The organism is Bacillus altitudinis (genome assembly GCF_001191605.1).
Taxonomy (GTDB): Bacteria; Bacillota; Bacilli; order Bacillales; family Bacillaceae; genus Bacillus; species Bacillus altitudinis.
On the sequence record NZ_CP009108.1, the window covers coordinates 1482651 to 1508545 of the forward strand.

A 25895-nucleotide genomic window follows, 5' to 3' on the forward strand; every position below is an offset into this window, starting at 1 on the left:
CTCTCGTGGGCCTTTTTGACGAGGAAGGGGAGATTTTATTGAAGCTTGCGACGAAAATTATTATTGCTTTAATTGTAGGTGCAATCACAGGACTACTGCTCAACATTTTTGCTCCAAATGTATTCAAAGTGTTAGACCCTTATCTATTTACACCTCTAGGTCAAATCTTCTTAAACCTGATTAAAATGTTAGTTGTACCGATTGTCTTCTTTTCGATCACACTTGGTGTAGCAGGCCTTGGCGATCCGAAAAAACTTGGCAGAATCGGCGTAAAAACCATTACTTACTTTCTACTCACTACGACTTTTGCCATCATTATTGGCATTTCATTGGCCTTACTTATTAAGCCAGGCACATTTGGCAATTTTGATACGAAAGCGGCAGAATATTCCGCTGAGGAAGCCCCATCAATGGCAGACACACTACTCAATATTATTCCAACCAATCCAGTCCAATCTCTAGTTGAAGGAAATATGCTTCAAATTATCGTCTTCTGTGTATTTTTAGGTCTTGGCATTGCCTTGCTCGGTAAAAAAACAGAAGGTTTGCTGAAGCTGTTTGAACAAGGAAATGAATTAATGATGTATCTTGTCGGTGTTGTGATGAAATTCGCACCGTACGGGACATTCGGTTTGATCGCAACGGCAATTGGCAGTCAGGGGCTCGATGCCATGAAAGCGATGGGACTTTACTTCTCAGTCGTCTTAATTGCGCTGATCTTGCATTTCTTCCTGACCTATGGGTCAACCGTTGCCCTATTAGCTAAACGAAATCCAATGGCATTCTTCAAAGGATTTTCTCCAGCGATGGTTGTGGCATTTAGTACATCAAGCAGTAACGCAGTACTGCCAGTATCAATGGAAACAGCTCAAAAGCGTTTGAAGGTGCCAGAACCTATTTCAAGCTTTGTGCAGCCGCTAGGTGCGACCATTAATATGGATGGTACAGCGATCATGCAAGGGGTTGCGACTATTTTTATCGCACAAGTGTATGGAGTTGAATTAACCCTTGTTCAAATGCTGACAGTTGTCTTAACGGCAGTACTAGCAAGTATTGGCACAGCAGGTGTCCCAGGGGTAGGGCTCATCATGCTAGCCATGGTTTTAAATTCCGTGAATCTTCCTGTTGAGGGCATTGCGCTGATCCTTGGCATAGACCGCTTATTAGACATGGCAAGAACCGTGGTCAATATTACAGGTGACGCAGCATGTGCGGTGATTGTTTCTGAAACCGAGAAGAAACATGAGAAGGAAGCACCAACACCTAATTTATCACTGTAACAACAAAAAGGGCTGACTGGATCAGCCCTTTTTTTCGTGGAACGGCTTGTCTAGCGTGATATACTTTTTACAGGATGAGCGGCCGTAACTGCCGCCATAGGTTTTACATCAGAAGGAGGAACCACTTTGCAGTCTGCTGTTCTACACATAGAGAACGTCGATAAACAAATTGGCCGGCATCAAATTTTACAACATATTTCGATGGACATTAGGCAAGGGGAAATTGTCGGTTTACTTGGACCAAATGGGTCTGGAAAAACGACCTTGATTCGATTGATTGTTGGCTTGATGAAAAAAAACAACGGCCGGATCATCATTAATGGATATTCTCAAGATGATGATCATCTAAAGGCGATGTCATCTGTTGGGGCGATCATAGAAAATCCGGAATTTTATTCATATTTAACAGGTTTTGAAAACCTTGAGCTGTATGCGTCTATGCATGATGGAGTTTCAGAAGAGCGCATTTTTGAAGTGGTAAAAAGAGTTCGTCTGGAGCACGCCATTCACCAGAAGGTCAAAACGTATTCACTAGGGATGAAACAAAGGCTCGGGATTGCACAAGCCATTTTGCATAAGCCCAATCTGCTCATTTTAGATGAACCAACAAATGGGCTTGATCCCGCAGGAATGAAGGAGTTTCGAGAGCACTTGCAAATGCTTGTACAAGAAGAAGGTGTCTCTGTGTTATTTGCTACACATCTTTTGCATGAAGTAGAAGAGCTTTGTGACCGCATGATCATCATCCAAAAAGGACAAATCAAAGCCAATACAAACCTTCGAGACATGGAAGGAAAAGAGCAGGTGTTGATGGATATTCAGCCAGTAGAAAAGGCAGTTTCATGGCTAGATACGCAAGGATATACATATGAACAAAGGGATCAGCATGTGCTGGTTCAACTGAATAAAGACCGTGTGCCGGAGCTGAATAAACAGCTTGTCTTAGCAGAATTTGATGTACTTGAAATGACGCCTCAAAAACAATCAATTGAAGAGGCCTTTATGAAATGGACGGAAGGTGGGACGGCAGATGCTTCAACTCATCAAGAATGAACATAAAAAAATCACGAGACAAAAGATCACATTCATTGCACTTGGACTGATTGTTGTCTTTCAATTGACGATGGCTCTAGCATTGAAACGAGTCATTTCCGGGCTTGGCGGGCAAGATACAGTCGCGAACTATTTTGCTTATTCCACGAATGTTGTGTTTATTTTACAAGTGTTCGCTGTCGTGATTGGCGCCACATTGATCTCAACAGAGTTTCAAAAAAGAACCATCAAGTTCTTGTTGATCCGGCCAAAGACAAGGCTTCATATTTTCTTGGCAAAATACATCACTCTTGTGCTGATGGTCCTTTACCTGTTTGTTTTTTATTATGTGTTCGCTTTTCTTTTTGGCCTTATTTTCTTTGGTACTGATTTTGATGAAAGCACTGGGCGATTATTTCTGCACACATTTGCTGTGATTGGATCACAGTGGGTGGAAGTGGTCATGATGGCAAGCTTTGCTTTTCTGTGCTCAAGTTTGTTTAGAAACAGTCTGATTGCACTTGTGACTTCATTTTTCGTCTTATACGCGACGAAATCATTAGTGTCGATCATGTCTCTGTTAGAAAATCAGTGGGGGAAGATTCTACTTTTCGCTAATACGGACTTTACACAATACAGTTTTCAAGGTCCGCCGCTCTTTCAGGGCATGAGCCCTCTGTTTTCACTATTCATTGTAGGGGCGCATTTCGTTTTCTTTGTTGGTGCTGCTTGGCTCCTTTTTTGGAAGCGTGATGTAAATGTGTAAAAATTGTGTCAAATAACAAGAAAAATTCGTGACATCTTTGTGAAAACGAGTCTGTATTTCACGATAACCGGCTGATTTTGTCTTATAATAAGACAGAGTCATGGAGGTGGCACTATCGTGAAAAATTTTATTACGGCTTTACCTATTTTGTTGCTGTTGTCGTTTTCGTTTGTGTCTTTTGCCTTCCAGTTTGATCATCTTGTTTATTTCAGACTAGCGCTAGGGATCTTTTCATTAGCGGGTCTTTTCTTTCTGTATACACTTAAAAGAAACATGAAATGGTTCATGGTCTATTTATATGCGAGCTGGATCGTTCTTGCTGCCGTTACGACATTTGAAGAACCCGTGTTTTCACAATTCTTCTTCGGTGGTTTAACGATGACAATGGGTTATCTAACATATATGCTCATCTATTTAGGAATGAAACAAGACCGTGTAGCGAAATCACATTAAAACAAAAGCCGATAAAATCGAAGAATAGATTTTATCGGCTTTTTCTTTTCTTCAGGCAAATAAAAAAGCAGCCATCTATTTGACTGCTCTTCTTGTGTTTATGATTCACGTCCAGCAGCGGCAAGCTGCTTCTGGTGCTTTTTGTCGATGGTTGCGTATATACTTTCCATCATCTTAGGGTCTCGCATGATCGCTTCCTTGTTTTCTTCAATCAATTGCTGATACGTTTTGATTTTCTTCTTAGACATGTAACTCAACGCTCCTTTGGTAGAATGGATTCTATAAGATTTCACACAGATGAAATTGATAATCATTTTCAATTAGCAACTCCATTATACAAAGCAGAATGTCATAAGTAAAGATTCAATTCAGAAAATTCACGTAACCGACATATTCCCATCCATATCGACGATGAATTCTTTCCCAGGAAATAATCCGCTGTCAAACCTTGTCATGAAATCAGATCAAACATTCCCTGCCGATGTTGAAACGTTTTAGCCGCACATCTCGTCTTATGAAGAGATTTGATTTAAAAGGATATAAAAAAAGACACCAGCATGAGTTGGCTGATGTCTCCATTCAAATGAGTTATGAAACGTGTTCTTGAAGAAACTCTGTTACTTCTTCAGGTGATTTAGCGTTGGCACTGTGTAAATGACCTGTTTTTTCGCCATTTTTGAAAATTAACAGGCTAGGAATTCCCATGACCTGATACGTTTCCGCTAACTCAGGAAAGTCGTCTTTGTTTATTTCAAACCATTCATTCTGAGCATAAGCCTCTAAGATGTCTGGAATGAACATGTCCATTCTAGTGCAATCAGGGCACCATGTCGCAAAGAATTTAACGATGACCTCTTTGTCTGATTGAATGATTTCGTTGAATTGTTCAGTGCTTGTAATTTTTTTCAATTTGTCACAACTCCTTTTCAATGTCATTTTGTCATTTTAATATAAAATAAAGGCGAATGACATACAAATGCTCGGGGGGGCGCTTACAATCTTTACAAATCATTTCAATTCCGTAACAACAAAAATTAATTAGAGCATTTTTGCTTGAAAGTGATAAGATAGTAAAGATGAATTTTAGTGGGGGGAGTATCCATTGAAAATAAGTTTAGGATTGGTTTACGGCGGAAAGTCAGCCGAACATAATGTATCACTGCAAACAGCCCTTGCAGTTACAAAAGCACTTAACACTGAGAAGTTCGATATACATCCAATTTATATTACAGAAGAGGGCGAATGGCTAAGAGGAGAAAAACTCACTGAACCAGTATCAAACGTCAAAATGCTTCAATTTGAACAAAATGCAAAGACGTTTTTACCAACTTCTTTAAATGAAAGCATGTTTCCACAGCCTGCAGCAGCTGATGAAAAGATTGATGTTGTCTTTCCATTGCTACATGGGCCAAATGGTGAAGATGGGACCATGCAAGGGTTACTTGAACTATTGAATATCCCGTATGTTGGTAACGGCGTTCTCGCGTCTGCTGCGGGTATGGATAAAGTCATGATGAAAGATGTGTTTGCTCAAGCTGGACTTGCGCAGGCAAAGCACCTTTCCTTCAATAAAAAGGATTATGAGAAAGCCATATCAGACAGTCTAGAACAGGTAGAAGCAATTCTCGGGTATCCTTGTTTTGTGAAACCTGCCAACATGGGATCAAGTGTCGGAATTAGTAAATGCCGCAGCAAAGAAGAGCTGCAAACAGCATTTGATTTGGCTTTCCAATATGATCGTCGTGTTGTTGTGGAAGAAGGCGTTGTAGGACGAGAAATTGAAATTGGTGTATTAGGAAATGACGAGCCGAAATGCTCAGTTGTTGGTGAAATTGCACCTAAAACAGATTTTTATGACTACAAAGCAAAATATGAAGATGGCGATACAGATTTGATCATTCCTGCGAGTGTGTCAGAGGAAGAGTACAAGACGATTCATGATATGGCGATTAAGGCATTTAAAGCCATTGATGGATCTGGCCTCGTACGTGCAGATTTCTTCCTAACAGAAGAAGGCGAAGTGCTGATCAATGAAGTGAATACAATGCCAGGGTTCACACCTTTTAGTATGTTCCCGCTGCTTTGGAAACATACTGGTGTAGAGTATCCTGAGCTGATTGAGAAGCTGGTGTCACTTGCAATTGAGCGCCATCAAGAAAAACAAACCATTAAAACCACTTTTTAATGTAAGAAGCAAGCAGACACTATCCTACAGGTAGTGTCTCTTTTCCTTCAAACGTGAAATGAGAAAGAGAGGCGAAAAAACATGATCAAACGTACAGTGAAACAAGTCGCCCAAATGGCTGGTGGCACATTATCGAATGAAGCTTTTGGCGAAGAACAGATACACGGAGTGACAACAGATACACGAAAAGTATCAAAAGGCGCACTATTTATCCCGCTTATCGGGGAACATTTTAACGGTCACACTTTTGCTTCAAAAGCAGTGGAGCTTGGAGCGGCAGCGGTTCTTTGGAATGAAACAGAAGCGAACCCACCATCCGGTGTACCTGTCATTCTTGTAGAGGATACTCTGACAGCACTCCAACAGCTTGCGAAATCATACTTAAAAGAGGAAAACCCTCGAGTTGTCGGTATTACTGGAAGTAATGGCAAAACAACGACGAAAGACATGATCCATTCTGTCCTACAAACGACATACAGAGTCCATAAAACAGATGGCAACTTTAATAATCATATTGGACTTCCACTGACCATCCTTGCAATGCCAGAAAAAACAGAGATTGCTGTATTAGAGATGGGCATGAGTGCAAAAGGAGAAATCGAATTTTTATCTAATCTCGCTGAACCTGATGCAGCTGTCATCACCAATATTGGAGAATCTCATATGCAGGATCTAGGATCAAGAGAAGCCATTGCAGATGCAAAATGTGAGATCACAAAAGGGTTAAAAGAGGATGGGACTTTTTATTATTTAGGAGACGAGCCTTTACTCCGCCAAAGAGCAAATGCCCTTGCACGTAGCGTAAAAACATTTGGGGAATCAGAGGACTGTGATATCAAGGTGATTCACATCCACCAACTCGCTGAAGGCACTGAATTTCAAGTGGAGGGATATGCTCAAGGGTTTCTCATTCCTGTATTAGGGAAACACAATGTAAAGAATGCTCTTGCAGCTATTGCAATCGGCCAGCATTTCGGTCTGAATGAAAGGCAAATTGCCCAAGGGCTAATGCAAACGAAATTGACAGGCATGCGTTTAGAACTGTTTAAAACAGATAAGGGCATCACGGTTATCAACGATGCGTATAATGCGAGTCCTACGTCGATGAAGGCAGCGATTGATCTTGTAGGAGATATGGATGGCTTTGCTAACCGCATACTCGTTCTCGGAGATATGCTGGAGATGGGCAGTGAAGAAGAAACCTATCATTTTGAAGTAGGGGAGTACATCAAGCCTGAGTTTATTGATCATGTTTTAACGTTTGGCCGTCTTGGCGCATTCATTGCTGAAGGAGCAAAGAAAGCATTTGGAGACGACCGTGTATCTTCTTATATGGACAAAGAAGAACTGAAGAAAAAACTAGCGGATGTGGCAGGACCTGACGATGTCGTTCTGGTCAAAGCTTCCCGTGGCATGAGATTGGAAGACGTGATTACTGCACTATAAATCAGATCGGCAAAGAAGGTGACAGGGTGATTGGCTGTCTATGTATACACGGTTTTACTGGTGCCCCGTATGAAGTAGAGCCGCTTGCGGAATATTTAAAGCAGACGACAGATTGGACGGTACAATCTGTCACGCTTCCGGGGCATGGGGAGGAACTTCAGCTCAAAGGCATTCTCTATCAGGAGTGGATTGCCACCGCTGAATTAGAACTCTTATCCCTTTACCGAACATGTGACACCATTTATTTGGTCGGCTTTTCTATGGGCGGGATGATTGCCTCATATTTAGCAGCGAAGTATCCAGTGGCCCGTCTTGTTCTGTTAAGTGCTGCTGCTAAATATGTTAACCCAAAACAAATGATTCAAGACACAAGGCAGATGGTGAAGGAATCCTTGTCTGGTTTGATTGATACGAACCCATTGTATGATCGATATCGTCATAAGCTGAAGAGTACACCGCTATCAGCTGCTGTAGAATTTATGAAATTGGTGAAGCAAACGAAAGGTTCTCTTGAAAAGCTTCATCTACCTGTCTTGATCGTTCAAGGTGAAAGCGATGGGATCGTCCCCGCTTCTAGTGCAGAATTCATTTATCATAAAATCCCGTCCCGTCAGAAAGAAATGTTCTATTTACCGGATTGTAAACATCACGTTTGTCATGAGCCTTGTGCACAGCAATTGTTTGAGAAAGTCGAACAATTTCTAAAAAAACAATTTAATCTATAGAAAAGCTAAAATGTGGCTAAACTAATATAAATTGAATCCCACTTGTTAAAATTTGCATCATTTTTGTCGAATGAGTGACAGGCCTATGTTACAATAGGTAAGAAAAGGTGGTCGATTCGGTTGTTTCAATATGACGGAAAAACCTTTGTCCCGCAGTCTAATTCGAGCAATGGGGAAGTATCGGAAGGAACCATATTTCAATATCGTCAGGACGGGAATATTTTAACGGGCACATATCAAGGCGGCAGTATTCAATCTGGCGTACTTGTAGGAACTGTGAATAAAGACGGAGCACTTCATTTTAGATATCATCATGTAAGTAAGGATGGCAGCATGAGAAGCGGTTCATGTCATTCCACCCCTAAGCAGCTGGATAACGGGAAAATCCAACTGTTTGAAAAGTGGAAATGGATGGACGGAGATCAAAGTGAAGGTGAATCAGTCATTGTCGAGCAGTAGATATATCCATTTCTGTCTTGTTGAAAAACAAATAGTGTAATGGTAAGATATAATGTAGGGTAATTCGGGCTTTGTATATAATGGACCTGTCCTTTCATACAAAGGGCAGTTTTTAATGATCATTCACGAGATTACTGAAACAGCAATTAGAAGGAGTTTGAATAAATTGACTATAACGTTTCAAGATTTTCAATTAAGCGAAAGTCTCATGAAAGCTATTAACCGCATGGGATTTGAAGAAGCAACACCGATTCAAGCAGAAACGATTCCTCTCGGTCTTCAGAATAAAGATGTCATCGGACAAGCACAAACAGGAACAGGAAAAACTGCAGCATTTGGTATTCCTCTTGTAGAAAAAATCGATCCAGCGTCTCCTAACATCCAAGCGATCATCATTGCGCCAACAAGAGAATTAGCGATTCAAGTATCTGAAGAGCTATACAAAATCGGCCAAGACAAGCGTGCACGTGTACTTCCAATTTACGGTGGACAAGATATCGGCCGTCAAATCCGTTCGCTCAAGAAAAATCCTCATATCATTGTAGGAACTCCAGGACGTTTACTTGATCACATTAATCGTCGCACAATGCGTCTTCAAAATGTTGAAACAGTCGTGCTTGATGAAGCAGACGAAATGCTCAACATGGGTTTCATCGAAGACATTGAAGCGATCCTTTCAAATGTACCAAGTGAACACCAAACACTTTTATTCTCTGCGACAATGCCTGCACCAATTAAGCGTATTGCAGAGCGTTTCATGACAAACCCAGAACATGTAAAAGTAAAAGCGAAAGAAATGACTGTATCTAACATCCAGCAGTTCTACTTGGATATTCACGAGCGTAAGAAGTTCGATACATTGACTCGTCTTCTTGACATTCAATCACCAGAGCTTTCAATTGTTTTCGGCCGTACAAAGCGCCGCGTTGACGAATTGACTGAAGCATTAAACCTTAGAGGTTATACAGCTGAAGGAATTCATGGTGACTTGACTCAGGCGAAACGTATGGTTGCGCTTCGTAAATTTAAAGAAGGTTCAATCGATGTGCTTGTCGCAACAGACGTTGCAGCACGTGGACTTGATATCTCAGGTGTTACACATGTGTATAACTTCGACGTACCACAAGATCCAGAAAGCTATGTACACCGTATTGGACGTACAGGCCGTGCTGGACGTACAGGTATGGCGATGACATTCATCACACCACGTGAAAAAGATATGCTTCGTGCGATTGAGCAAACGACTAAGCGTAAAATGGATCGTATGAAAGAACCAACTCTAGACGAGGCAATTGAAGGACAACAACAAGTCACAGTTGACCGTCTACGCACAATCATTAGTGAAAACAACTTGAACTTCTACATGACAGCAGCTGCTGAATTGTTAGAAGATCATGATTCTGTTACAGTGGTTGCGGCTGCCATCAAAATGATGACAAAAGAGCCGGATGCAACGCCTGTTCGTTTGACAGATGAAGCACCAATGATTTCAAAACGCAATCGTAACAACCGCAGCTCTTCTAAACGCAGAGACGGCGGCGGTGGTGGCGGCTATCGCGGAAAAAGCCGTTCATCTTACGGTGATAAAAAGCGTTCTTCAAATGACCGCAATCGTTCTTCTAACGATCGTCGTCAAAAGAAATCTTATAACAACTAATTCAAAAGCGAATCCTTTGCAGGGTTCGCTTTTTTTAACAGTCCTAATGAAACTTTTTAGGCTTTCTTTCGTAATATATTGATAGAAAAGTAAGAGAATGGGGGAAGAATGTGAGAAAACAGCCGCAACGTCAAATCAGCTTAAATGGATTAAAAGTATGGCGTCTTCAAAATGGAATTATCTCATTGATTTTCTTATTCATCATCATTGGGGTATTTGTAGCTAGTTATTATTTTCAATGGCCATATTGGATTGGAGCCATCCTCATCGGTTTGTGGATTTTACAGGTCATCTTCGGAATCTGGCTCATACCGAAAATCCGCCATCACATCTGGCGCTATGAAGTATTTGAGAACGAAATTGAAATACAGCACGGATTGATTCGTGTCACACGTGTCATTGTGCCAATGGTACGTGTTCAGCATGTGGATACATCTCAAGGGCCGCTTTTAAGGCGCTACCGGTTGGCATCTGTTCAAATTTCTACTGCTGCGACAGTGCATGATATTCCGGCACTGGAATTAGAAGAGGCAGATGAGCTTCGCGATTACATATCTCGATTAGCAAGGGTGACGGAAGATGATGTCTGAACCAAAACGTGTACATCCAATTTCGATGTTCATTGATTTTATATCAGATGCCGTATCCATGATCAAAAACTTTATTATCCCTTTTTTCGTGCTTATTTTTGTGAACTCGAATTCAAGTATTCGTTTTTATGCGTTCATCATTCTTGGTGTGCTTCTTTTATGGAAAGCTGTTTCAACCGTTTTAGCATGGAGACGATTCACCTACCGAATGGAAGACGATGAATTTCGAGTGGAATCAGGTGTCATCACCAAAAAGAAAAAGTATATCTCATTAGAACGAATTCAAACGGTGAATACAAGTGAAGGCATCTTCCAGCGGATTTTTGGTTTGGTTCGGGTGCAAATCGAAACGGCAGGCGGGACGGATGGACCTGAAGTGAGCCTGACGGCCATTACAAAAGCAGAAGCTGAGCAACTAAAGCAATCGATTTTCAACCGGAAGAAAAGCTTGCAACAAGAAGAAATGAATGATGAAAATTTAGATCTCCCTGATCCTCTGACAGCGCAACAGCCTGTAGAAAAAGAAATCAGTGTTTCCTACCGAATGGGTATACCAGAGCTGCTTTTGGCTGCGACCACTTCAAGCGGAATCGGCGTCATTATTTCTGGGTGTCTTGCCATCTACACACAAATAGATGAAATTCTGCCTTTGGACGGCTTCGTCAAGCAATTCTCTTTTTTAAGTCATGCGAGTGTTGAGATTTATGCGATTCTCATATTTATTGCCGTATTGATTGCGTGGATTCTTAGTGTTGGGGTAACAGCCCTTCAATATGCGAATTTTACCGCAAAACGAAAAGGGAAAGACATCATCATCACAAGAGGACTCATCGAAAGGCATCAAATGACCCTTCCGCTTGCGAGAATTCAAGCAGTGAAAATCAAAGAAAATATTCTGCGTGAACCATTTGGTTTTGCGACGGTCATGCTTGTCAGCGCAGGAGGTTCCATTACAGAAAAAGAGACCTCTTCTGTCTTATTTCCACTCATACGGAAGAAAAAGATCAATGAATTGTTAACGCAATTTACAGATCAATATCAGCTGGCACCAGAAAGTGAATTGAAAAAAGTGCCGAAGCGTTCACTAAAACGTTATCTGATATCTTACGGATTTGTTCCATTACTTGTAGGTATAATCCTTTCTGTACGTTTTCCACCATGGGGGTATTTGGCGCTGATTCCATTACCATTTGCCTTGTTTTTTGGGTATTTAGCCTATAAACAATCAGGATATGTGATCAAAGATCAACTGATTCAATTAACGACAAGAGGTATCGGCAAGACCACTGGAATTGTTTTAAGAAAACGAATGCAAAACTATACGATGACCCAATCCTATTTTCAAAAGAAAGGGCGGGTGGCAAGTATTCACACCTTTGTGAAGTCCTCTGCCTTGCTTGATTCCTTTGGTGTGCATCACCTTGAAGAGGAAGATGCTGCACGTGTATGCGATTGGTATTCCTATGAAACGAATCAATCATCTTAAACCAAAAAATGTCGATCAGCTCTCATTAAACGGAGTGATCGACATTTTTTATGAGCTTAATAGCGTCGTTTTTTTGAATGGAAGAATAGAGTGATCGGTGCTAGGATCATGCCGCCTATCAATCCAAATAAGTGGGCCATGATGTTGATGTTCGAGTTGACGAACGTCATAATAACAGAGACGCCGAGAATCGTTAAGATCACCTGAGAATTACCACGGTCCATCATATGCGGTTTAAATAGGACAAGATAAAGATAGACGCCAAATAAACCAAATATCGCACCAGAAGCCCCGACATGTACGTACTCTAAAGGCTCCACCCAATAGGTTCCGAGATTGCCAATGAATCCAGCACCCAGATAAATCACAAGAAATCGAACCTTTCCAAGCAAATACTCAAGTGCTGGAGCGAATAGGAAGAGCGACATGGAATTGAACAGAATATGTGTCAGACTTCCGTGAAGAAAAATAGGCGTTAAAAGCCGCCACCATTCTCCTGCTGCAACACCATAATTAAAACCAACGAGATGGTCCTGCCCAAGCTGGATCATTGGAATAGGGATTGCAAATAAAAGCCATAGGCCGATTTGCAAAGCAAGGATCGCTGTTACGATTGGATACGATCTAATAAATTGTTGAAAGCTCTCCGTTCGAATAAACATAACAAACCCCTTTTGACTAGATAATGGTAAGTTTATAGTAACACGTTTATGAAGCGAACATCCAAATTAGTACGAGTATATAGGAGGTACCTTATGATTAAAGGAATCGGTATGGATATTGTAGAGATCGGCCGGCTGTCACGAGTTCTTAGCAGGCAGCCCCGTTTACCAGAAAGAATTTTGACTTTACGTGAACAAGAAGTCTTTCGCACACTAAGTGAAAAGAGACAGCTGGAGTTTCTGGCAGGGCGTTTTGCGGCGAAGGAAGCATTCGCAAAAGCATACGGTACGGGAATTGGTCAGTATGTAAGCTTTCACGACATCGAGATACAAAAAGATGCAAACGGAAAACCTCTCATCAAAAGTGAGAAAACAAAAGAAGACTACGTTCATGTATCCATTACACACACAAAAGAATATGCTGCAGCACAAGTTTTAATTGAAAGGTTGTCAAGCTAGTCTGCATATTGTTTGTCCCCCCTTCATATATTGGGTAGTGCGATAAGGAAGGGCGAGTTGCTAACAGGCTTTGATGGTTCGCGGTACGCAGTTAACTCTTGAGGCGTACTGTTAAAGTCAAACAAGCGGTTTCTTCCTTTTAACACAATTAACGAAGGGGTTGAAAAGGGTGAGAAAAAGCTTTGTTTTGCTTGTAACGGGGATCCTTTTTGTATTGATTCTCTCCGCATGCGGTCAAAAATCTCAACAAGATATCGTTGGAGATTTGAACAAAAAGGCAGAGGAAATGACATCATACAAAGCCAAAGCAAAAATGACCATTGAGACAGGAAATGATCCGCAGGAATACCATGTGGAAATTTGGTACAAGAAGCCGGAGCTTTACCGTGTCTATTTAGAAAATCCTAAGAAGGATCAGAGTCAAGTCATTTTAAGAAATGGCAATGGTGTATTTGTGCTGACACCTTCATTAAACAAAAGCTTCCGCTTCCATAGTGATTGGCCGAACAACAGCAGTCAGGTGTATTTATTTGAATCACTTGTGAAAGACATTAAAAATGACAGTGCAGCTCAGTTCAAAGCAAAAGAGTCGAAGTACGTTTTTGAAACAAAAACCAACTATCAGCACAACCAAATGCTGCCGACCCAAGAGATTACCTTTCATAAAAAAACAATGGCGCCTGCTAGTGTGAAAGTACTGGATAGCGATAAAAAGCCAATGGTGAAAGTAGAATTCTCTCACTTTGAATTCAACAAATCCTTTGACAAAGACGCCTTTGATGAGAAGAAAAATATGACACTTTCTCAAATGGATGTTGCCACAAGTGCAGATCCATCTGACAGCTTTGCTGTGAAAACGCCTGTGGATATGCCAGAGGGCGTGAAGAAAATGGAAGAGAAAGAAATGACAACAGATGCTGGGAAGCGGTATGTAATGACGTATGGCGGAAAGAAATCCTTCACGCTCATTCAGGAAAAAGCGCGGGTAGCAGAAGCGTCTACGCCTGTGACGATGAATGGCGAGCCAGTCGATCTTGGCATGACAGTGGGTGTTCTGACAGACAAATCTCTTTCTTGGACATCTGATGGAGTTGACTACTTAATTTCTTCAAGTGATTTATCGAAAGAAGAACTCTTAATGGTCGCCAAAAGTGTAGAAGGACAGTCAGCGAAATAGGCGAGATTCTTAACATAACAACAAATCAGCCCTGTACAGGGGCTGATTTTCTTTGAGTTGTTTCACATTATTCTGGATTTTTAGTATCATAATGAAGTATTGAATCATTCAATAGGGAAGTGTGATGAATGGACACAAATGCCTTTTATAGAGACACATGGGCAGAAATTGATTTAACAGCAATCAAGCATAATGTTTCACATATGAAAGACCATATTGGTCAAAGCGTCCAACTAATGGCTGTTGTGAAAGCCAATGCATATGGACATGGAGATATAGAAGTGGCAAAAGCTGCCCTCGAAGCAGGAGCAGACCTATTAGCCGTCGCTTTTTTAGATGAAGCCATTTCTTTAAGAAATAAAGGCATCAAAGCCCCGATTCTTGTGCTCGGCGCTGTACCTGCTGAATATGTCAAAGTCGCCGTTCGATACAATGTCATCATGACTGCATACTCCATCGATTGGCTGAGAGACGTCACCAACATGATGAAAGGGCAGATGGGACAGCCTATACGATTTCATTTGAAAATAGACAGCGGAATGAACCGATTAGGTGTGAAAACGATTGAGCAAGTGAACGAAGTGAAAAAACTTGTCAGCGAGCACTCTTATTTACAGCTGGAAGGCGTATTTACTCACTTTGCGACAGCAGATGAAAAGGATGAGGCCTACTTTGATCGGCAGGTCGACACCTTTCAAACACTGCTTGAGCCGCTTCATACGGACAAGCTGCTCGTTCATTGCGCCAACAGTGCGGCGGGTCTAAGGTTTAAAGACGTCTTGTTTACTATGGTTCGCTTCGGTATCAGTATGTACGGGCTGTCACCGTCAGAAGAAATCAAGGATGAACTGCCTTTCAAGCTCGAAGAAGCTATGTCTCTTCATACAAAACTTGCCCATGTGAAGCACATTCAAAAGGGTGAGAGTGTCAGCTACGGAGCAACGTATACAGCCAATCAAGATACGTGGATCGGCACGGTTCCAGTTGGCTATGCAGATGGATGGATCCGGAAGCTGGCAGGAACGGAAGTACTTGTTGGCGGAAAGCGCCGGAAGATCGCCGGAAGGGTTTGTATGGATCAATTCATGGTTGAACTGAAAGACAAGCTTCCAGTAGGGGAACCGGTCGTTTTAATTGGTAAGCAAGGAGAAGACATGGTACCAGTCGATGAAATCGCTAAAAGACTTGAAACCATTAACTATGAAGTCACGTGCTCGATTGGCCACCGTGTTCCAAGAGTATATATAGAAGACGGCAAAAGAGTGCAAGTGCGGAATCCACTCCTTCAAGGCGGGTCAAGTTTTTAATAAACAACATTCAAAAAGAACGATAGTCAAACTGACTTCGTTCTTTTTTATTCGACAAAAATAGGGTAAACATTCTCCCTTTTTTAGAGATTTTGGAAATACCGTATGATTTTCGGAAAAAAGCGTATAATGGGAAAGAGGAACTCCATTATCATCTTGATTTACGGGTGGCGAGCCGCTTCATGTTCTAATAAGAAATCATGAAAAAACAGCTTTGCTTGTGCATTGAATAATGGTATGATTAGTCTTGGAATGGATCGATACGGTATCCGTAAGTTTTGTGGAGGTGTATGTTTTTTGTCTGAATCCAGCGCAACAAACGAAATGAAGATTCGACTGCCGGAGACTTTGATGTCTGAGATCGAACGAGTAGCAGAGCAGGATAAGGTAACAAGAAATGAATTGATCTACCGAGCGACAAAAACGTATATTCGTGAACGTAATATTCGACAAAATCGTGAATCGATGAGACGCGGCTACATGGAGATGGCGAAAATTAATCTGAATATCTCTTCAGAGGCACAATACGCAGAATTTGAGGCTGAGAATACAGTTGAGCGATTAGTCAGCGGGGGTTAAACATTTGATTGTTAAACGCGGTGATGTTTACTTTGCTGATTTATCTCCTGTTGTTGGCTCCGAGCAGGGCGGGGTTCGCCCGGTATTGGTGATTCAAAATGACATTGGAAATCGCTTCAGCCCGACTGCTATCGTTGCAGCCATAACAGCCCAAATACAAAAAGCGAAATTACCGACTCACGTCGAAATTAATGCAAAGCGCTACGGCTTTGAACGAGATTCTGTCATTCTTTTGGAACAAATTCGTACAATCGATAAACAAAGATTGACAGATAAAATCACACATCTTGATGATGAGATGATGGAGAAGGTTGATGAAGCCTTACAAGTTAGTTTGGCTCTTATTGATTTTTAATATGGTGATACTTGGTTGCTCTACTGGGAGCAACTTTTTTTGTGTTCAATTTTTTTTAACGTTATAATGAAGAAAGACTAGAGAAGAGCTTTAAATGTAAGTAGGGGGTAAAACATGTCGAATCATATCGTGTTAGCTTTTGCAAGAAAGCACCAAAAGGAATTAGAAAAAGAGTGGACGGACATTTTAAAACGACTCGGAGAAAAAGAAACGGACATGATGCTGAACGACAAAATGTATGAAACCATCTGTTCGGAATATGTTCAACTCATCATTACATCTCTTTCAGAGGGGGATCATGAGGATTTTGAAGAAAAAGTGCAAAATTTTGCTTTAAAAATTGTTCAAATGGGTATATCACTTAAGTTACTGGCAAACGGTCTAACAGAAATCCGTACACATTTATATGAAAAAATGAACGATGACAAAGATACAACACAAGAAAGTCATGACCTCATCTGGCAAATCGATCGATTCATCACACCCATCCATAATGAGATCTTAAACCAGTATTCCATCTCATGGGAAAAAACCGTCAGCCTTCAAAAAATTGCGCTGCAGGAACTTTCTGCCCCGCTAATCCCTGTATTTGAGCACATCACCGTCATGCCACTTGTTGGAACAATTGATACAGATCGTGCGAAAAAAATTATGGAGAACCTGCTTAATGGTGTCGTCAAACATCGCTCACAGGTCGTCTTGATTGATATCACGGGTGTACCTGTCGTGGACACAATGGTGGCCCACCATATCATTCAAGCGTCAGAGGCTGTGAGATTAGTAGGAGCGAAGTGTTTACTTGTCGGTATTCGCCCAGAAATAGCCCAAACGATCGTTAACCTTGGAATTGATTTATCTCAGGTTACAACAAAGAATACCCTTCAAAAAGGAATTCAAACTGCTTTGGAAATGACAAATCGAAAAATTGTTTCATTGGAGGGATAACCTAGTGAGAAATCACCCGAAGATTCCAATCTTAAAACTATATAACTGTCTTCTGATTTCGATTCAGTGGGAGCTTGATGATCAAACAGCTCTTCACTTTCAAGAAGACTTGCTGAATAAAATTCATGAAACAGGAGCAAACGGTGTTGTCATCGATCTAACGTCCGTCGATATGATTGATTCATTTATCGCCAAGGTATTAGGTGATGTCATTACCATGTCTAAGCTCATGGGGGCAAAAGTTGTATTAACAGGAATACAGCCGGCAGTTGCTGTGACGCTCATTGAACTTGGCATTTCGCTGGAAGAAATTCAGACAGCACTAGATCTTGAACAAGGGCTTGAGACACTGAAGCGGGAATTGGGGGAATAGATATGAAAGACCAATCCTGTGTAAAAATATTGACGGAATGGGACATAGTCGCAGCAAGACAATTGGGGCGCAATGTTGCAAAAGAACTTGGTTTTGGAACAGTTGACCAAGCAAGAATTACGACGGCCATTTCAGAATTAGCTCGTAACATCTATTTATACGCTGGTAAAGGTCAGATTTGTATAGAAGAAGTAATGGAGCGTGGAAAGCGTGGACTCAAAGTCATCGCAGCCGATGAGGGGCCTGGTATTACGGATATACGCAAAGTGATGGAAGATGGATTCTCAACATCAGGCGGACTCGGAGCAGGTCTTCCGGGAGTCAGAAGGCTGATGGATGATTTCACATTAGATTCTGCACCAGAACAAGGAACTGAGATACAAGCTGTCAAGTGGCTTCGCTAGGAGGGAAACCATGGATTTTAAGGAGGTAATGGAGCAGCGGTATCATCAGCTGCTCAGTCGTTATATCAGTGATTTAACTGAAACATCGCTTTATCAAGCTCAAAAATTTAGCCGTAAAACCATTGAGCATCAAATACCTCCTGAAGAAATAGTGAGTGTTCACCGAAAAGTGATTCAGGAGCTTTACCCTGATTTGCCGGAAGATGTCTTTCATTCACTAGACTTCTTAATTGAAGTGATGATTGGATATGGCCTTGCCTACCAGGAGCATTTAACACTAAGAGGCATCCAGCAAGAAATTAAGTCGGAAATTGAAATTGCTGCAAATGTTCAGCAAACCCTTCTGGAAACGAAAATTCCAGAAGGAGACACATTTGATATCGGAGCCATCAGTGTGCCGGCAAAACAGATGAGTGGGGATTATTACCATTTCGTAACAGATCACGATACAATCAATATCGCGATTGCAGACGTCATTGGGAAAGGAATACCAGCTGCGCTCTGTATGTCGATGATTAAGTATGCGATGGATTCCTTGCCAGAGTCAGGTAGCGGCCCAACGAAAGTGCTCAAAACCCTTAATCGTGTGGTCGAGCAAAACGTAGACCCAAGCATGTTTATCACCATGTTTTATGGCAGCTATAATAAAGAAACACATGAATTTAAGTACGCATCGGCTGGACATGAGCCGGGCTTTTTCTATTGCAAAAAAGAGAATCAATTTTACGATTTAGATGCAAAGGGTCTTGTCCTTGGAATCGCACCAGACTTTGATTACAGGGAATATGAGCAGCATTTGGACGTAGGAGATATGGTGATCTTATTTTCAGATGGGGTCACCGAATCCAAGTCAGAGGACGGCTTCTTAGAGCGCGAAGATATCAAAGCGCTCATAGCAGAGCATCTTTCCTATTCAGCGCAGGAAATGGTCGACGCTATCTATGCAAGCTTACTCAAATTACAAGATTTTCAGCTTCACGATGACTTTACTTTACTTGTCCTTAAAAGAAAGGTTTAGAAAGTGAATATGCGGGTATATAAAACTTTAGGAAACAAGAATTTCGAGGTGAATGCATAATGAATATGTCTGTAAAAGAGCATCAAATAGATCATAAGACGAAAATTAGTGTCAGCGGAGAAATCGATGTGTACTCTGCTCCTGAGCTGAGAGAAACCCTTATGCCCAAAGCAGAGCAAGGAGAGCATCTTGACATTTGTCTGAAGGATGTTACTTACATGGATAGTACAGGTTTAGGTGTGTTTGTTGGGCTGTTCAAAGCGGCTCAAAAAGCAGGAGGATCATTAAAGCTTGAGAACTTGTCGGATCGGCTTGTCAGATTGTTTGAAATCACTGGACTAAAGGACATCATTGACATTTCTGCAAAGTCAGAGGGTGGGGTACAATGAACGAATCAGTAGATCTAATCGAGATGAAAATACCGGCGAAACCAGAATACGTAGGCATCATTCGTCTGACTCTTTCAGGCGTTGCAAGCCGGATGGGCTATGCCTACGAAGAGATTGAGGACTTGAAAATTGCCGTCAGTGAGGCGTGTACCAATGCAGTTCAGCATGCCTATAAAGGTGCAGATGGCGAAGATGGAGAGGTAGCGGTTCGCTTTCTTGTCTATGAAGATCGTCTAGAAATTATTGTCGCTGATAAAGGCGGTAGCTTTGACTTTAAGCAAAAGCAGGAAGACCTAGGGCCGTACACAGCTGCTCATACGGTGGATCAATTGGCAGAAGGAGGTCTTGGTTTATACTTAATGCAAACATTGATGGATGAAGTCGAGGTGCAAGCAAACTCCGGAGTTACCGTGGCAATGACAAAGTTTTTAAACAGGGAGCGAGTTGACCATGACACAACCATCCAAAACTATGAAACTAACTAAAGATGAAGTGGATCGCCTCATTCAAAGCTATCAATCCAACCAAGACGAGCAGGCGCAGCTGACACTAGTTGAGTGTTATACAAACCTTGTGGATATGCTCGCAAAGAAATACTCCAAAGGAAAAAGCTTTCATGAGGATTTAAGACAAGTTGGAATGATTGGTCTACTCGGCGCAATTAAGCGTTATGATCCACTTGTCGGTAAATCATTTGAGGCATTTGCCATTCCAACCATTATCGGGGAAATCAAACGCTTTTTACGTGATAAAACATGGAGTGTCCATGTACCAAGACGAATTAAAGAGCTTGGACCAAGAATCAAGATGGCAGTTGATCACCTGACAACGGAAACGCAAAAGTCACCTAAAGTACAAGAAATTGCAGAATATCTAGATGTAACAGAAGAAGAAGTTCTTGAAACAATGGAGATGGGCAAAAGCTATCAAGCGCTGTCTGTTGACCAAGGCGTAGAGGCTGATTCTGAAGGAAGCACTGTGACGATTTTAGACGTCGTCGGCTCACAAGAAGAAGGGTACGAACGTGTAAACCAAAAAATGATGCTTGAAAGTGTGCTTCACGTTCTGACAGATAGAGAAAAAGAAATTATCAATCTCACGTATTTGCAAAATAAAAGCCAGAAAGAAACAGGCGATTTACTCGGCATATCTCAAATGCATGTATCAAGGCTGCAGCGGAAGGCAGTTAAAAAGCTACGAGATGCATTGTCAGAAGATGCGTCTATGGAGCTAGGGTAATGAAGCAGATCGAACAGCATGAGCATGTAAACGCCATTATCTATCAATCGAACAAAGAAGGAAAATCATGCTGCGGGGACAGTTTTTTTATTAAAGCAGATGATGAAGAACTAATTTGTGCTGTAGCAGACGGATTAGGCAGCGGCCAGTTCGCCAATGAATCATCTTCTTTAGTCAGCGAAATTGTCGAAGAATATGGACATGAGGATGTAACAACCCTCATTGATAGATGCAATCAGGCCATGAAAAATAAACGTGGGGCCACTGTGGCCATATTAAAGGTGAATTTTTCTCAGCAGCAGTTTACCTATTGTTCGGTTGGCAATATTCGATTTATCTTGAATGCACCTTCTGGCGACTATATTTATCCACTTCCGACATCAGGATATCTATCAGGTAAACCTAGAAAATACAAAACATACACCTATTCCTACGAAAAAGGATCGACATTCATTATGTATTCAGACGGACTGAATGTGCCAAACATGCGAATGTGTTTAAAGCATAGCCATTCAGTTGCAGACATCGCAAAAGAACTTGAAACATACACACAAGACAAGAAAGACGATCTCACCTATGTACTTGGTCAGCTTACATGAAATAGCTGACCTTTTTTCTGTTTTGCCGGTTTTTTTGATACACTAAAAGAGAAGATACAGTGAGAGGATGCAAAGTATGAAGACATCTGACTTTTTATTAAAACAAATTGCGACAGAATTAGAGCTTTCAACAAAACAAATTGGAAGTGTGATCCAGCTATTAGAGGATGGCAACACCGTCCCGTTTATTGCACGTTACCGGAAAGAGCAGACAGGCTCACTAGACGAGGTGCAAATTCAAACCATTTCTGAACGCTATACATATATCCAAAATGTGACGAATCGAAAAGAAGAAGTGATTCGCTTAATCGCTGAACAAGACAAATTAACAGATGAATTAAAACAGAAGATCGAACAGGCGCATAAGCTGCAAGAGGTCGAAGATTTATATCGACCATTTAAACAAAAGCGAAAAACAAAGGCAAATGTAGCCAAAGCAAAAGGGCTTGAGCCGCTAGCGGAATATTTACTGAAGCTGCCAAACGATGATATTGAAAAGAAAGCATCGGCTTTTATCAATGAAGAAAAAGAAGTCACAACAGCAGAAGAAGCACTAGAGGGTGCCCAGCACATCATTGCTGAACAGCTTGCGGATGATCCTGATATGCGGAAATGGATTCGCAGTGAGACGTACCAAAAGGGAAGTCTTGTCACATCAGGAAAAGACGTTGAAAACGACGAGAAAAACGTCTATGAAATGTATTACGACTATCAAGAGCCGATTAAAAAAATTGTGCCTCATCGTGTACTCGCGGTCAACCGAGGCGAGAAAGAAGGGATTTTGAAAGCAGCCATCGAACCGCCTGCTGAAAATATTCGTTTCTACCTCGATAAACAAGTCTTAAAAGGCAAGCAAACGACGGCGAGGCCTTACATTGAAGCGGCCATTGATGATGCATACAAGCGCTTGATTCAGCCTTCAATTGAACGGGAAATACGAAAAGAGCTGACAGAAAAAGCAGAGGAACAAGCCATTCATATTTTCGCTGAAAACTTAAGAAAGCTCCTACTTCAACCGCCGATGAAAGGGAAACGTGTACTTGGAGTCGATCCCGCATTTCGGACAGGCTGTAAATTAGCTGTCGTGGATGATACAGGCAAAGTCCATCATATTGGCGTCATTTACCCGCATCCGCCCGTGCAGAAAAAAGCGGAAGCGAAACAAAAAGTGAAAGAGATCATTCAATCATCAAACATCGAAGTCATTGCGATTGGAAACGGAACAGCCTCAAGAGAGACAGAACAATTCATTGCAGACTTGATTCAAGAACTGGATCAGCCGGTGTCTTATTTGATCGTGAATGAAGCTGGAGCAAGTGTTTACTCCGCATCAGCGCTGGCGCGAGAAGAGTTTCCAGATCTGCAAGTCGAAGAGCGAAGCGCCATCTCAATTGCTAGAAGATTACAAGATCCTTTAGCAGAGCTCGTGAAAATTGATCCGAAGTCTGTCGGTGTGGGCCAATACCAGCATGATGTCAGCCAGAAGCAATTAAACAGCTCGTTAACCTTTGTGGTAGAAACAGTCGTCAACCAAGTTGGTGTAAACGTCAATACAGCCTCACAGGCGCTGCTGCAATATGTATCAGGCCTTTCAAAAGCCGTCGCAGGAAACATCGTCAAGCGCCGTGAAGAGATTGGGAGATTCACAAGCAGAAAAGAGCTGAAGGATATCCCTAGGCTTGGTGCAAAGACTTATGAGCAGTGTATCGGCTTCCTGCGCATCACAGATGGACAAGATCCACTTGATCGCACGGGTATTCACCCTGAAAGCTATAAAGAAACAAAACAGTTCTTACGCATGATCAACATGACGCCAGACGATCTTGGAACAGTACAGTTAAAAGAGAAAATTGCAGGGGTGAAGCTGGACGAAGCAGCAGAACAGCTTGAAATTGGTTCAATCACCCTTCAAGATATCATTGATCAGCTGACAAGACCTGAGCGTGATCCGCGTGATGAAGTACCAAAACCTCTTTTGAAAACAGACGTGTTGAAATTGGAGGACTTGAAGCAAGGGATGGAGCTACAAGGAACGGTGAGAAACGTCGTTGACTTCGGCGCATTCGTTGATATTGGTGTCAAGCAGGATGGACTTGTCCACATTTCCAAGCTAAGCAATCGATTTGTGAAACATCCGCTCGACGTGGTATCAGTTGGTGACATTGTGACCGTATGGGTAGACTCCGTTGACCAGGCAAAAGGCCGGGTAGCTCTATCGATGCTAAAACCAGAGTAAACAAAAAACGAGGCGCACCTTAGGATGGGGTGTGCCTTGATGTGACTGAATGTTTTTTTCTATAGAAGTACCAGCATTGATTGAGCAATTTGATTTGATAATGATTTTTCTCATAAAATGCTTTCTGCATCTGATTTTTCAGCCAGTTGGGCATCGCCCATTCCTCCTTTGATCAAAACAGTGGGTGTACCTTCAATGTATGCAAAGAGGAAATTGTCCCGTTCGAGGTTTTTATAGAAAGGAACGATCTTGATTGAACGAAAGAGAGTTACAGCAGATAACAGAAGACATTTCAGAGCAGTTCTTTGGTAAGGCGTTTCGCCATCAGGCTGTTTTCAACCCCCGTTTAAAAACGACAGGCGGGAGATATTTACTTGCAACACACCATATTGAGCTAAATCGCCGATATCTTGAGGAGCATGGCAGAGACGAATTGATCGGTATCATTAAGCATGAACTATGTCATTATCACCTGCACCTTGAAGGAAAGGGTTATCAGCATCGGGACAGGGATTTTCGTGAACTCTTGCAGCAAGTAGGAGCCCCGCGCTTTTGTACCCCGCTGAAGACCGTTCAAAAGAAAAAAAGAGCGGTGACGCTTCATTACTATGTGTGCACAGGTTGTGGAAGACATTATACGAGGAAGCGCCGATTTGACACAACGCGATATGTCTGCGGGATTTGTCATGGTAAGTTAAAAAAGGAAGGGGAAAAGGCTTGACTGTTATATTAGTATATGTTAAATTATAAAAGCCGTCGCAAATGGAGCAGGAACGAAACGTTTAAAAATTCTTGACACATTTTTCTGGCATAGATATAATGAAACATGTCTTATTATTCCGCAGTAGCTCAGTGGTAGAGCTATCGGCTGTTAACCGATCGGTCGTAGGTTCGAGTCCTACCTGCGGAGCCATAATGGAGAAGTACTCAAGTGGCTGAAGAGGCGCCCCTGCTAAGGGTGTAGGTCGCGCGAGCGGCGCGAGGGTTCAAATCCCTCCTTCTCCGCCATTATGATATGGCCCGTTGGTCAAGCGGTTAAGACACCGCCCTTTCACGGCGGTAACACGGGTTCGAATCCCGTACGGGTCATGTTTTCTTTTTATGTTGATTCGTTGGGCTATAGCCAAGCGGTAAGGCAACGGACTTTGACTCCGTCATGCGTTGGTTCGAATCCAGCTAGCCCAGCCATTTTTTTATATATGTTTTTCTGCATAGCAGATGAGCCATTAGCTCAGTTGGTAGAGCATCTGACTTTTAATCAGAGGGTCGAAGGTTCGAGTCCTTCATGGCTCACCATTGTCACGCGGGTGTGGCGGAATTGGCAGACGCGCTAGACTTAGGATCTAGTGTCTTTATGACGTGGGGGTTCAAGTCCCTTCACCCGCATTGTTTTTTCAAACAGTGCACTTATGAATATATGAGCACATCATACACGCGGTCGTGGCGGAATGGCAGACGCGCTAGGTTGAGGGCCTAGTGGGTGAATAACCCGTGGAGGTTCAAGTCCTCTCGGCCGCATCTAAGAAACCAAAGGTTGTAGACCTTTGGTTTTTTTGTTTTTTATAACTTTTAAATGAATTTGTCCACTTATCTTAAGTAAATGGATTTTTTTGTTTGAGTTTGATATTTTATATATTGTCGTCTAATTCTCAGCCGTAGCCTTTTTTAGAAAATAAATGACCTTATACATTCTTCTCCTTGTTCAATTAATAGAGCGATATGAGAGTGTTTAAGATAGTGAAGATTTTTGAAGTTTTTGTTTGTAGATAGTCGCAGTACACGGAAGTACACAACACAATATTAAAGATATGTTTTTAGCTTCTTTCAATTAATGAGAGGTTAACAGAGCCTTCCTTAATAATTAAGTTGAATGGTTGGTGAGTATGAAACAAATGTAATTTACAAAGACACCACGTAGAAACTTATTATGTAAATTCATTTGGCAAGTCTGTAACATGAACATCCTTTTTCTCTTTCTTGGAAAGAATGAAACAAATTGAAAAGAAAGACATTTGAAAAGATTTTAATTTTTATTAGGGGATATTGATAATAAATATTTATGATAAACTGATGT

At 41.7% G+C, this 25895-nt stretch carries 30 protein-coding genes and 7 tRNA genes; 33 read left to right on the top strand and 4 right to left on the bottom strand.

All coding sequences use genetic code 11. The features are described from left to right. Window positions 1-38 precede the first annotated feature (38 nt). From ID12_RS07365 to ID12_RS07380, 4 genes are all read left to right on the top strand, one after another. Window positions 39-1280, top strand: coding sequence for a dicarboxylate/amino acid:cation symporter (locus tag ID12_RS07365; protein WP_026050049.1), 1242 nt, complete (start codon window positions 39-41; stop codon window positions 1278-1280). 126 nt (window positions 1281-1406) lie between these two features. Beyond that, window positions 1407-2333 carry an ABC transporter ATP-binding protein gene (locus ID12_RS07370; RefSeq protein WP_050826982.1) on the top strand — a complete coding sequence of 309 codons (927 nt, stop codon included), beginning with the start codon at window positions 1407-1409 and terminating at the stop codon, window positions 2331-2333. Further along, window positions 2311-3078, top strand: coding sequence for an ABC transporter permease (locus ID12_RS07375; protein ID WP_050826983.1), 768 nt, complete (start codon window positions 2311-2313; stop codon window positions 3076-3078). The genes ID12_RS07370 and ID12_RS07375 overlap by 23 nt, the downstream gene beginning before the upstream one ends. A 117-nt stretch (window positions 3079-3195) precedes the next feature. Then, on the top strand, window positions 3196-3531 hold the full coding sequence (locus tag ID12_RS07380) for a hypothetical protein (RefSeq protein ID WP_017366657.1): 336 nt from the start codon (window positions 3196-3198) through the stop codon (window positions 3529-3531). Window positions 3532-3629: 98 nt separating this feature from the next. Here the strand turns inward: ID12_RS07380 and fbpB are convergent, their stop codons facing one another. Further along, window positions 3630-3779, bottom strand: a complete 150-nt coding sequence (gene fbpB / locus ID12_RS18830; RefSeq protein ID WP_017366658.1) for a Fur-regulated basic protein FbpB — start codon at window positions 3777-3779, stop codon at window positions 3630-3632. A 340-nt stretch (window positions 3780-4119) separates the two neighbouring features. After that, a complete protein-coding gene (locus ID12_RS07385) occupies window positions 4120-4440 on the bottom strand; it encodes a thioredoxin family protein (RefSeq protein WP_008346934.1) in 321 nt (106 codons plus the stop codon). Window positions 4441-4633: 193 nt separating this feature from the next. On the opposite strand from ID12_RS07385, the gene ID12_RS07390 reads away from it, so the two are divergent. The 7 genes from ID12_RS07390 (at window position 4634) to ID12_RS07420 (ending at window position 12079) form a co-directional block, all read left to right on the top strand. After that, entirely contained in the window at window positions 4634-5716 is a 1083-nt protein-coding gene (locus ID12_RS07390) for a D-alanine--D-alanine ligase (protein WP_050826984.1), read from the top strand. 81 nt (window positions 5717-5797) lie between these two features. After that, the gene (locus ID12_RS07395) at window positions 5798-7162 is read left to right on the top strand and encodes a UDP-N-acetylmuramoyl-tripeptide--D-alanyl-D-alanine ligase (RefSeq protein ID WP_025206792.1); all 1365 of its coding nucleotides are present in this window, start codon (window positions 5798-5800) and stop codon (window positions 7160-7162) included. A gap of 26 nt (window positions 7163-7188) precedes the next feature. After that, on the top strand, window positions 7189-7887 hold the full coding sequence (locus ID12_RS07400; protein ID WP_017366660.1) for an alpha/beta hydrolase: 699 nt from the start codon (window positions 7189-7191) through the stop codon (window positions 7885-7887). A gap of 120 nt (window positions 7888-8007) precedes the next feature. Next, a complete protein-coding gene (locus ID12_RS07405) occupies window positions 8008-8346 on the top strand; it encodes an avidin-fold protein (RefSeq protein ID WP_017366661.1) in 339 nt (112 codons plus the stop codon). Window positions 8347-8512: 166 nt separating this feature from the next. Further along, window positions 8513-10003 (top strand): degradosome RNA helicase CshA, encoded by a 1491-nt coding sequence (cshA, locus tag ID12_RS07410; RefSeq protein WP_017358400.1) that lies wholly within the window; start codon window positions 8513-8515, stop codon window positions 10001-10003. Window positions 10004-10113: 110 nt separating this feature from the next. Next, window positions 10114-10593: a PH domain-containing protein gene (locus tag ID12_RS07415; protein WP_008346922.1), complete on the top strand. Its 480-nt coding sequence runs from the start codon at window positions 10114-10116 to the stop codon at window positions 10591-10593. Next, a complete protein-coding gene (locus ID12_RS07420) occupies window positions 10583-12079 on the top strand; it encodes a PH domain-containing protein (RefSeq protein ID WP_050826985.1) in 1497 nt (498 codons plus the stop codon). Before ID12_RS07415 ends, ID12_RS07420 begins: the two co-directional genes overlap by 11 nt. 56 nt (window positions 12080-12135) lie before the next feature. Here the strand turns inward: ID12_RS07420 and ID12_RS07425 are convergent, their stop codons facing one another. Then, a complete protein-coding gene (locus tag ID12_RS07425; RefSeq protein WP_007496491.1) occupies window positions 12136-12741 on the bottom strand; it encodes a rhomboid family intramembrane serine protease in 606 nt (201 codons plus the stop codon). 93 nt (window positions 12742-12834) lie between these two features. On the opposite strand from ID12_RS07425, the gene acpS reads away from it, so the two are divergent. The 14 genes from acpS to ID12_RS07495 all read left to right on the top strand — a co-directional run bounded on the left by acpS (window position 12835) and on the right by ID12_RS07495 (window position 23821). Continuing rightward, entirely contained in the window at window positions 12835-13200 is a 366-nt protein-coding gene (gene acpS / locus ID12_RS07430; protein ID WP_017366663.1) for a holo-ACP synthase, read from the top strand. Window positions 13201-13360: 160 nt separating this feature from the next. Continuing rightward, window positions 13361-14377, top strand: coding sequence for an outer membrane lipoprotein-sorting protein (locus tag ID12_RS07435; protein ID WP_007496489.1), 1017 nt, complete (start codon window positions 13361-13363; stop codon window positions 14375-14377). 128 nt (window positions 14378-14505) lie between these two features. Further along, on the top strand, window positions 14506-15684 hold the full coding sequence (alr, locus tag ID12_RS07440; protein ID WP_050826986.1) for an alanine racemase: 1179 nt from the start codon (window positions 14506-14508) through the stop codon (window positions 15682-15684). 297 nt (window positions 15685-15981) lie between these two features. Next, window positions 15982-16263 (top strand): hypothetical protein, encoded by a 282-nt coding sequence (locus tag ID12_RS07445; RefSeq protein WP_012008995.1) that lies wholly within the window; start codon window positions 15982-15984, stop codon window positions 16261-16263. 4 nt (window positions 16264-16267) lie between these two features. Continuing rightward, complete coding sequence (ndoA, locus tag ID12_RS07450; RefSeq protein WP_003214169.1) at window positions 16268-16618, top strand: type II toxin-antitoxin system endoribonuclease NdoA; 351 nt, start codon at window positions 16268-16270, stop codon at window positions 16616-16618. A 114-nt stretch (window positions 16619-16732) separates the two neighbouring features. Beyond that, window positions 16733-17563: an RsbT co-antagonist protein RsbRA gene (locus ID12_RS07455; protein WP_007496484.1), complete on the top strand. Its 831-nt coding sequence runs from the start codon at window positions 16733-16735 to the stop codon at window positions 17561-17563. Window positions 17564-17567: 4 nt separating this feature from the next. Further along, the gene (gene rsbS / locus ID12_RS07460; RefSeq protein WP_003214235.1) at window positions 17568-17936 is read left to right on the top strand and encodes an RsbT antagonist protein RsbS; all 369 of its coding nucleotides are present in this window, start codon (window positions 17568-17570) and stop codon (window positions 17934-17936) included. Window positions 17937-17938: 2 nt separating this feature from the next. Then, window positions 17939-18340: an anti-sigma regulatory factor gene (locus ID12_RS07465; protein ID WP_019744214.1), complete on the top strand. Its 402-nt coding sequence runs from the start codon at window positions 17939-17941 to the stop codon at window positions 18338-18340. 10 nt (window positions 18341-18350) lie between these two features. Continuing rightward, window positions 18351-19358, top strand: a complete 1008-nt coding sequence (locus tag ID12_RS07470) for a PP2C family protein-serine/threonine phosphatase (RefSeq protein WP_008346904.1) — start codon at window positions 18351-18353, stop codon at window positions 19356-19358. Between the two features lie 59 nt (window positions 19359-19417). Further along, window positions 19418-19747, top strand: a complete 330-nt coding sequence (locus tag ID12_RS07475) for an anti-sigma factor antagonist (RefSeq protein ID WP_019744215.1) — start codon at window positions 19418-19420, stop codon at window positions 19745-19747. Then, the gene (rsbW, locus tag ID12_RS07480) at window positions 19744-20232 is read left to right on the top strand and encodes an anti-sigma B factor RsbW (RefSeq protein WP_019744216.1); all 489 of its coding nucleotides are present in this window, start codon (window positions 19744-19746) and stop codon (window positions 20230-20232) included. Before ID12_RS07475 ends, rsbW begins: the two co-directional genes overlap by 4 nt. Continuing rightward, window positions 20198-20986, top strand: coding sequence for an RNA polymerase sigma factor SigB (gene sigB, locus ID12_RS07485; protein ID WP_012009000.1), 789 nt, complete (start codon window positions 20198-20200; stop codon window positions 20984-20986). Before rsbW ends, sigB begins: the two co-directional genes overlap by 35 nt. After that, a complete protein-coding gene (locus ID12_RS07490; protein WP_017358391.1) occupies window positions 20986-21585 on the top strand; it encodes a PP2C family serine/threonine-protein phosphatase in 600 nt (199 codons plus the stop codon). The genes sigB and ID12_RS07490 overlap by 1 nt, the downstream gene beginning before the upstream one ends. Before the next feature lie 76 nt (window positions 21586-21661). Further along, a complete protein-coding gene (locus tag ID12_RS07495; protein ID WP_050826987.1) occupies window positions 21662-23821 on the top strand; it encodes a Tex family protein in 2160 nt (719 codons plus the stop codon). A gap of 19 nt (window positions 23822-23840) precedes the next feature. Here the strand turns inward: ID12_RS07495 and cmpA are convergent, their stop codons facing one another. Continuing rightward, the gene (gene cmpA / locus ID12_RS19245) at window positions 23841-23975 is read right to left on the bottom strand and encodes a cortex morphogenetic protein CmpA (protein ID WP_008346893.1); all 135 of its coding nucleotides are present in this window, start codon (window positions 23973-23975) and stop codon (window positions 23841-23843) included. Window positions 23976-24074: 99 nt separating this feature from the next. Here cmpA and ID12_RS07500 point away from each other — a divergent pair, with 99 nt between their 5' ends. From ID12_RS07500 to ID12_RS07535, 8 genes are all read left to right on the top strand, one after another. Next, window positions 24075-24542, top strand: coding sequence for a SprT family protein (locus ID12_RS07500; protein ID WP_050826988.1), 468 nt, complete (start codon window positions 24075-24077; stop codon window positions 24540-24542). A 117-nt stretch (window positions 24543-24659) separates the two neighbouring features. After that, window positions 24660-24734: transfer RNA gene (locus ID12_RS07505), tRNA-Asn, on the top strand. Window positions 24735-24738: 4 nt separating this feature from the next. Next, window positions 24739-24829: transfer RNA gene (locus ID12_RS07510), tRNA-Ser, on the top strand. Window positions 24830-24838: 9 nt separating this feature from the next. Then, a tRNA-Glu gene (locus ID12_RS07515) sits at window positions 24839-24910 on the top strand. 24 nt (window positions 24911-24934) lie between these two features. After that, window positions 24935-25009, top strand: a tRNA-Gln gene (locus ID12_RS07520). Window positions 25010-25041: 32 nt separating this feature from the next. Then, a tRNA-Lys gene (locus ID12_RS07525) sits at window positions 25042-25117 on the top strand. 7 nt (window positions 25118-25124) lie between these two features. Further along, a tRNA-Leu gene (locus ID12_RS07530) sits at window positions 25125-25207 on the top strand. 48 nt (window positions 25208-25255) lie between these two features. Next, window positions 25256-25339: transfer RNA gene (locus ID12_RS07535), tRNA-Leu, on the top strand. The last annotated feature ends 556 nt before the right edge of the window (window positions 25340-25895 follow it).